This window comes from Streptomyces sp. HSS9-12 (assembly GCF_054963655.1).
This window is the reverse complement of record NZ_JBUEGC010000091.1, coordinates 1-8,422: the sequence shown is the minus strand read 5'-3', so window position 1 is coordinate 8,422 and position 8,422 is coordinate 1. Positions and strand designations below refer to the sequence as shown.

Here is an 8,422-nt window from a genome sequence, read left to right as displayed (position 1 = left end):
CAAGGCCGGAGCCAAGGCCGGAGCCAAGGCCGGAGCCAAGGCCGGAGCCAAGGCCGGAGCCGGAGCCGGAACCCGTGGCGGGGGTGGTCTCTGCCCAGGTGTCCCCAGAAGGTGATGAGGCCGGGGTGTGGCCCACGCCATTGACCGTTCGCCATGCACAGTTCCCCGTGCGGGAGGTCAGCCCCGGCTGTTATCAGCGCGTCCTGCGCGAGCTGCGCGAACTGCAGAAGGCTCTGTCCGAGCCCGACGAGACGCCCAAGGACGTCGACGCGGCCACCCTGGTCTTCCTCCGCAAGGCCCAGAACGATCGCCGCAACCGGCGTGAGAAGCGTGTGGCGTTCCTCCGCTCCTTCCTCGACGCCGTGTCGATGACCCCGGAAGCGGGCGACCCACCGGTCGTCGTCCCCGGCGCTCTGCTCGTCCTCGAGTTCGACGGCACCGTGGACGAGACCCGGTACACCGTCGCGGAGTTGTCGACCGGGGAGGAGGACCACGTCTCGCCGGCCTCTCCGCTCGGTCTGGCACTCATGTGGCAGCGGTCGGGCCACGAGGCCGAGTACACCACCGCCGACGGCCGCACCCGCCGGGCCGCCATCCGTGCCATCCGCTCCTGAGCGGCCGACCCGCCAGGTGCGCCCATGAGGGAGTGTGCGAGAGAAGCCCGCGCGCATCTCCATTGTGAACTTAGTCAACGAAAAGCATACTGTTCCGGGACACTCGCCGTGCCTCTGCGCGGTGGTGATCCGTCATCAGGTTCCCTCTCGAAAGGGCCGCCACCGCATGTCTCCCCAGCCCGCCGCGGCACCCGTCCCGCATCCGCTCGACGAGGTGCCGCAGACCTTCCTCCCCGGCGACTCGTACGACGTACGGGATGCCCTCGGTGCGTACATCCGCCGGGATCTCCTCGGTCCGTGGGACGGGGAGACGGAGCGGCTGCCGCACCGCTCGGCCGGTCCGCGTGACCGCTACCTCGTCGGGATGCTCGGCCCACGCCCCGCCGCCGGGACCACCCGGGAGATGGCCCGCACCGCCGCGCAGAACGCCGACGTGGACCCCGGCGCGGACGGGGAGCGCACCGAGACGGAACTGGCCGAGCTGCTGACCCCGCAGGCGGCGGGACGGATCTGGGCCTCGTCCATGGGCTTGTCCTTCGTGGTGCCCGCCTCGGTCGGCACCCTCACCGTCACCGCCCGCTGGGGCCGCTACGCCCTCGAGGACGTCCCCACCGACGACGGCCGCACTCAGCGCTGTTGGACCCGAGAATCCGTCGAGCACCAAGAGGACATCGCTGTGGGTACCGTCGGCGACACCCAGCGTGCGCTGGAGGGTGAGGCAGGCGGGCCGTGCGTGCGCCTCGATGTGCAGGTACGCGAGCGCAGCGCCGGGCCGAGCGGCGCGGACCTCCGAGTCGTTCAGATCGCCCTCGTCAACGAGCTGGAGGAATCCGGAGAACGCCGCGATGCCAACTGGCTCTTCCAGACCCGGCTCGACATCACGGCCTTCCCCGACGACCGGGCCGCCGTCTTCCTCCCCATCGATGATCCGCTCGCGCCCGGTGCGTCCGCGAACGGGCCCGAGGACGTCGAGGAGCGCCGGCTCCGGCTCCTCTACCGCGACAGCCTCCGCCACGCCACCGGCCGCAATGTCGCCGTTCACGCGCACGTTCGTGACAGGGAACGGAACGCCCACCGGCTGACCACGACCTGGCTGCCCGAGTACGACGTGAAGGCCACCACCGCCCCCACCGTCGAGGAGCAGAAGCCGCTCGCCGGGCTCGAACTCGGCATGGACGAGCTGGCCGACCTCGCGGTGCCCGCCCGCCGCACCGAACTCGCCGCTGCCCTCGCGCCGCTCGCCGACGGCTACAGCGTCTGGCTGGGGCGGCAACGTGAGAAGGCCCAGTCGCTCCCCGACGATCTGAGGACCGCGGCGGAGGCGGCGATCGAACAGGCCGAGGAGATCTGCCACCGCATCGCCTTCGGCATCGACGCCCTCGCCGCGGACGACACAGCGCTCGACGCCTTCCGCTTCGCCAACCGGGCCATGGCGCTCCAGCGCCGCAACACTGCCATCGCCGCCGCCCGTGCCGGACACGAGGGCGACAGCGCCTCGTACCGCACCGCTTACGACGAGGTGTACGCCAGGGGCAAGGCCGGGGCCTGCTGGCGGCCCTTCCAGCTCGCCTTCGTCCTGCTCAACCTCGCCTCCCTCACCCGGCCCGGCCACCCGCACCGGGGGAGCGGTCGCGAAGCCCTGGTCGACCTGCTGTTCTTCCCCACCGGAGGCGGCAAGACCGAGGCCTACCTGGGACTTGCCGCGTACACCTTCGCGCTGCGCCGTCTCCAGGGCGTCATCGGTACCGGAACCGAGGCCCGCAGCGGAGAGGCGGGCGTGGGCGTTCTGATGCGGTACACCCTGCGACTGCTGACCGCCCAGCAGTTCCAGCGTGCGGCAGCCCTCGTCAGCGCGTGCGAGGTGCTGCGACGCCAGGCGTACCAGGCAGGGGACCGGCGCTGGGGCGCCACCCCGTTCCGCATCGGACTGTGGGTGGGAACCTCCGTTTCGCCCAACTGGTTCTCCGAGGCGCAGGAACAGATCGCCGGCGCCAAGGAGAGCGCCAGCGACAAGCACGCGCGTGTGATCCAGGTGCTCAGCTGCCCTTGGTGCGGTACTGGACTGACGGCCCACCAGGACATGGAGTACGACGAGGTCCGCCGCCGGGTCCTGCTCTACTGCCCGCGTGCCGAGGGCGAGGACCGCTGCCCGTTCTCCCGGCGCAGCGCACCCGGCGAGGGCATCCCCGTTCTCACGGTGGACGAGGAGATCTACCGGCTCGCACCCGCGATGCTCATCGCCACTGTCGACAAGCTCGCCCAGCTCCCCTGGAACGGCTACGCCGGGCTGCTCTTCGGCCGGGTCACCGAGCTCTGCCCGCGCCACGGCTACCGGCACGACGACCTCGACGCCGAGACCGGCTGCCGCAGCCGGCACACCGCCAAGGGGAAACTGCCCGCAGTCACCGCACAGTCCGTCACCCGGTTGCGGCCCCCGGATCTGATCATCCAGGACGAGCTGCACCTCATATCGGGCTCGCTCGGCACCACCGTCGGGCTCTTCGAGTCCGCCGTCGACCAGCTGTGCACCTGGAGGTGGACCGCCGCCGACGGGGTACGCCACGAGGTGGGGCCGAAGATCGTGGCGTCCACGGCCACCACGAAGCGCGCCGCCGACCAGGTGCGGGGAGTCTTCGGGCGGAAGGTCGCCGTCTTCCCACCGCAGGTCCTGGACTCCGGCGACACCTTCTTCTCCCGGCAGGTGGAGCTCAGCCGCGAGCACCCCGGCCGTCGCTACCTCGGCGTCTGCGCCCACGGAACCCGGCTCAAGGCCGCCGAGATCCGGGTCGCGGAGATCCTGCTGCTCGGTGCGCAGCAGCTGTTCGACGACTACGGCGCGCCCGCCGACCCGTACATGACGCTCGTCGGCTACTTCAACGCCACTCGTGAACTCGCAGGCATGCGCCGCTACCTCGACGACGACATCACCACCCGAGTGCGCTCCAACGGCAGCCGCAAGGGCCACGACACCATTGCCGACCGCATCGTTTCCAAGTCGGGCATGCTCACCATCCAGGAGCTGACCTCCCGTATCTCCTCGGCCGACATCAGCGCGACCCTCAAACGGCTGGAGTCCGGATTCGACCCCGAACGCGACACCTCGCCGCGACGGCGGGCCCTGCTCGCCGAGTACGCGGCGGCGATGCGCGAGAAGCGCCATCCGCGGGCGGGGATCACCCCGTCCGTGAAGCAGGCCGTCGATGTGGTCCTGGCCACGTCCATGCTCCAGGTCGGCGTGGACGTCTCCCGCTTCGGGCTGATGCTGGTCGTCGGCCAGCCGAAGAACACCGCCGAGTACATCCAGGCGTCCTCCCGCGTCGGCCGTGACGCGAAACGACCCGGGCTCGTCGTCACCCTCTACAACTGGTCGCGCCCCCGCGACCTTGCCCACTTCGAGGACTTCGAGCACTACCACGCCACCTTCTACCGCCAGGTCGAGGCGCTGTCGGTCACCCCGTTCACCCGTCGCGCGCTCGACCGGGGGACCGCGGCCACGTATGTCGCCGCGCTGCGCCAGGCCGCGTACGAGAACTCCCGCAACACCGACGCTCAGTACGTCGACCTGGACGGCGAACTCGCCTCCGATGTCGAACGGCGACTGCTGGAACGAGCTGACGCGGTGGGCGGGCCGCGTGCACGCACGTACTTCGGGGAACGCATCACGGCGCTCAAGGACACCTGGGCCTCGCGCCGAGACCGAAGCGCCGTGCTCGGCTACCGCAAGGAGAAGAAGAAGGACACCCTCGTCAGCGCCCTGCTGCGCAAGGCCGACGGAGCCCGCTGGGACGAGCTGACCGTCCCCATGTCCATGCGCGAGACCGAGAACGAGATCAACCTGCTGCTGCCCGGTGGCGGCAGCTTCATGGACCAGCCCACGGGCAGCGGCCCCGACTGGCACTTCGGTGTACGCGACGCAGACACGGAGTCGGCCGTCGACGCCGACGAATACGGAGCCACCGCCGGCCCGGAGGCCGGGAAGGGACAGCGATGAGCGGCAACTACTTCCGCCGGGTCGGGGCGGCACGCCCCAGCCACCTGATGTTCACCGCGGGCGTCGGCGCCCTCATCGACCTTCCCAACTTCTCCGTACTGGTCAAAGGACTCGAGTCGTGGAGCCACACCGGGCTCACCGACTACGTCATCGACGAGCCCCGGTTGCGTACCGCCGTCAACCGCTCGCTTCAGCTCTACGGGCGTTCCCAGATCACCGAGCTTCGTGCCGCGCCGTGGATGGAGGGAGCCGACAACTCCCCCAAGGACTGGGCCGCGCAGGGCGTCGGCGTGCCCGTCACGCCCTTCCCACAGTGGCTGCGCTGCACCGCTTGCAATGTGCTGGCGGCTGTCGACTCGGGCGAGTTCACCTTCGTCAACAACAATCCGCGCACCCCGCACGAGGCGAAGTTCGTCCACGACTGCAAGCGCGGCAAGCCGCTCGCCGTCGCGGCACGCTTCACCCTGGTCTGCACCGCCGGCCACCTGGACGAGTTTCCGTACACGCCCTTCGTGCACGGCGGTTCCGCCTGCCCGAAGGTGCCCCGGCCCAAACTGCGGATGAAGGACCACGGTGGCAACCAGGCGGCCAATGTCACCCTCGAATGCGTCGGCTGCGGTGCCAAGCGCAACATCCGCGACGCCATGGGCGAGCGTGGCCTCCGCAACCTTCCCGCATGCCGGGGCCGCCATCCGCACCTCGGTTCCTTCGAGAGCGAGGGCTGTGACCGGGAGGCGACCTTGATGGTCGCCGGCGCGTCCAACCAGTGGTTCCCCATGACGCTCAGCGCTCTGGCCCTGCCGCCCGGCAACGGTGCGAAGATCTCCGAGTTCGTCGAGGAACGCTGGGCCGAGCTCCAGGCCATCACCTCCCGTGCCATCTACGACGCCTTCGCGGGGACTCCCCAGTTCGGTTACCTCAAGGACTACGACCCGGAGGAGGTGCTGGCCGCGATCGAGGCACGCAGGGCGGGCCTGGACGGTCAGCCCGCGGACGGCCCCGTGATACCGGCGGACCTCCTCAGTCCCGAGTGGGCCGTACTGTCCGCGCCGCGCCCGCCGGACGCCTCGGACGACTTCGCGCTGAGAGCCGTATCCGTACCGGACGCCCTGAAGGGACTGTTCGCCGACGTACGCCAAGTGGAGCGGCTGCGCGAAGCCCGTGCCCTCATCGGGTTCACCCGGCTCGACGCGCCCGACCCCGAGTCGCCCGAGATCGCCACACCGGTGCGGCTCGCCCGCACCTCGCAGGGCTGGGTTCCGGCGAGCGAGGTGCGTGGCGAGGGGATCTTCCTGCGGATACGGGAAGACCTGATGGCCGACTGGGTGGCGCGGATGGAAAAGTCACCGCAGATGACGGCCCATCGTGAGGCCTTCGCCCGGTTCCGCACCAACCGCAAGTCGGACCGGATCACGGGGCCGTTCGATCCCATGCACGGCTGGCCGGGCGAACGCTACATCGCCTTGCACACCCTCTCGCACCTGCTGATCCGCACCATCGCCCTGGAGTGCGGCTACAACTCGGCGAGCCTCGCGGAACGCATCTACGCCGGTGACGAGACGGATCCGAGGACCGGCATCCTCATCTACACGGCCGTGCCCGACTCCGAGGGCACTCTCGGAGGTCTCGTCTCGCTCGCGGAGGACCCGCACTACGAGCGCATCGTCCGCCGCGCACTGCGGGACGCAGCCCACTGCTCCTCCGACCCGCTGTGTGCGGAGCGCCTGCCGCGTGACCCGGCGGACTACCTGCATGGCGCCGCATGCCATGTCTGCCTGTTCATCTCCGAGACCACGTGCGAACGCGGCAACCGCTTCCTCGACCGTCGCTTCCTCGTCCCTCTCGGGGACGACCTGGCGCAGGTCCTGACTCCGGCCGGTCTGCTGTCGTGAGCCGCAAGAGGTTCGAGGCCGCGGCCGAGGCCGCCGCGGCGGCCCTCGGGCCGGTCCGGACAAAGGACCTTGCCGGTTTCCTCGCCCGCGGGCGCGGGGCCGAGTACGCCCTGCACGTCCTGCAGTCGCCGGCGGCAGGCGGCGCGATCAAGGCCCTGTACCAGGCCGCGGACACTGAGCGGATTCCGTACCCGGAGGTCGCCGCCTACCTGCGCGGGTACGTCGCCGCCTGGACACGGCATCAGGGTGAAGTGGAGGTGCGCACCGTGTGGAGCGGCCCCTCGACACCCGGGGTCCCGGTACGGGCGACCGCGCAGGTGCTGGCCGAGGTCATCCGGGAGGCTCGGGCCGAACTCCTTGCGATGACCTACTCGGCTCGCCCCTACCCCGCCCTCACCAAGGCACTTGGCGATGCGGTGGCCAGGGGAGTGGAGGTGGACATCGTCGTGGAAACGCTCGCCGGCGCCCGCGGCCTGCTTCGGGGAACCGAGCCGGCCGAGGCGTTCGCCGGCATCGCGGGTGTGCGGCTGTGGCACTGGGCGCCGGAATCTCGCGGTACCGAACGCGCCCGGCAGCACGCCAAACTGGCCGTTGCGGACCGGAGGCTGCTGTACCTCGGCAGCGCCAATCTCACTGAATCCGGTGCGCACCGCAACCTGGAAGCGGGTGTACTGGTGCGCGGCGGTTCCGCGCCGGCACGAGCTGCCGAGCACATCCGCGAACTCCAGCGCAAGCAGGTGCTGCGACGGATCGGAAGCGCGGCGCCAGGTTGAGCTGTTCGAGCCTCCCGTCGGAACACAGCACGACCACGGTGCAAGACGCTTGGGTGCTCATGCCGTGATCCAAAGCCTCGGTGGTCTCGGCCCGTCGCGGCGGCCAAGGTGTTCGCAATAGGTGAGATGATCCCTTTGCACTGTGCGCTGGTTTCGACCGTGGAGGGTGACGATGTACGCGATATCCCTGGGCGACGACGGCGCGGAGCTGCGCCCACTCGAGCCGTGGCAGGCCGAGGAGTTCCTGACCCACATGGACCGAGGACGGGAGTTCGTCGGGCAGCACATCGCGCTACCGGACTTCGTCACGGACCTGGAGTCGAGCCGGGCGTACCTCCAGGCGTACGCGGAGAAGGCCGCGGCCGACGCCGGGCGGATCTACGGCATCTGGACGGACGGCAAGCTGGTCGGCGGAGTCCTCTTCCGGACGATGGACGTCAAGCGGGGCACCGCCGAGGCGGGCTGCTGGCTGGAGCCGTCGGCGGCGGGGAAGGGTCTGGTGACCAGGGCCGCGCGTGTGATCATCGATTGGGCCATCGAGGAGCGGGGAATCCACCGCGTGGAGTGGCAGGTCTCGGCGGCGAATGAGCCCAGCATCGCCGTGGCCCGGCGGCTCGGGATGACGAAAGAGGGCGTGCTTCGGGAGAGCTACGCGTACCGGGGGAAGCGGCACGACATGGAGGTCTGGTCGGTGCTTGCGCCGGAGTGGCGGGCGGGCAAGCAGGCATCGTAGAGCTCCCAGAACTCCCGCCCCCACGTGCCCGCGGGCGGACTGCGAGGCTGCGAGGCGTACTTCGCGTTCTCGGGTTCAAAAGGGACGATCAGGTCACACTCGTTCGCGTACGAGATGATGTCGTCGTCGGTGAGGATTCCGGCAGGTCGGACGCCCTTCTCTGGCCCGTCTTCCGACCGCGATCGTCTGTTTCCGCTCACCATCCCCCCGTCCCCGGCGTCCGGCTCGGCGGGCAACCGCTGAAAGGCGGCGAGCAGGCGGTGGTCCTGGACGTCCGTCGGCGCCAAGGCCGGCCTCGGTACTGGTGGGCTCGCCTAATCAACTGTCGCCAGTTCTCCGGGAGATCCAGCCTGTTGGTGACCGTGTGTGGTCGCCGCGGGCGTATCGTGCAGGTGCCCGGGGCCGAAACGGTCGACGTC

At 70.1% G+C, this 8,422-nt stretch carries 5 protein-coding genes; all 5 read left to right on the top strand.

What is annotated here, in order from left to right:
• Positions 1-167: 167 nt before the first annotated feature.
• The 5 genes from ACY34J_RS28395 to ACY34J_RS28375 all read left to right on the top strand — a co-directional run bounded on the left by ACY34J_RS28395 (position 168) and on the right by ACY34J_RS28375 (position 8,003).
• A complete protein-coding gene (locus tag ACY34J_RS28395) occupies positions 168-614 on the top strand; it encodes a GreA/GreB family elongation factor (RefSeq protein ID WP_462729508.1) in 447 nt (148 codons plus the stop codon).
• 166 nt (positions 615-780) lie between these two features.
• Positions 781-4,605, top strand: a complete 3,825-nt coding sequence (gene drmA / locus ACY34J_RS28390; RefSeq protein WP_462729507.1) for a DISARM system helicase DrmA — start codon at positions 781-783, stop codon at positions 4,603-4,605.
• Positions 4,602-6,497, top strand: a complete 1,896-nt coding sequence (gene drmB / locus ACY34J_RS28385) for a DrmB family protein (RefSeq protein WP_462729506.1) — start codon at positions 4,602-4,604, stop codon at positions 6,495-6,497. The genes drmA and drmB overlap by 4 nt, the downstream gene beginning before the upstream one ends.
• Positions 6,494-7,270 carry a DISARM system phospholipase D-like protein DrmC gene (gene drmC, locus ACY34J_RS28380; RefSeq protein WP_462729505.1) on the top strand — a complete coding sequence of 259 codons (777 nt, stop codon included), beginning with the start codon at positions 6,494-6,496 and terminating at the stop codon, positions 7,268-7,270. Before drmB ends, drmC begins: the two co-directional genes overlap by 4 nt.
• Before the next feature lie 172 nt (positions 7,271-7,442).
• Positions 7,443-8,003 (top strand): GNAT family N-acetyltransferase, encoded by a 561-nt coding sequence (locus ACY34J_RS28375; RefSeq protein ID WP_462729504.1) that lies wholly within the window; start codon positions 7,443-7,445, stop codon positions 8,001-8,003.
• Positions 8,004-8,422 lie beyond the last annotated feature (419 nt).

Excerpts from the sequence above, each read along its gene's own strand:
- ACY34J_RS28375 (WP_462729504.1), top strand. The coding sequence starts at position 7,443 with ATGTACGCGATATCCCTGGGCGACGACGGCGCGGAGCTGCGCCCACTC.
- drmB (WP_462729506.1), top strand. The coding sequence starts at position 4,602 with ATGAGCGGCAACTACTTCCGCCGGGTCGGGGCGGCACGCCCCAGCCAC.
- drmA (WP_462729507.1), top strand. The coding sequence starts at position 781 with ATGTCTCCCCAGCCCGCCGCGGCACCCGTCCCGCATCCGCTCGACGAG.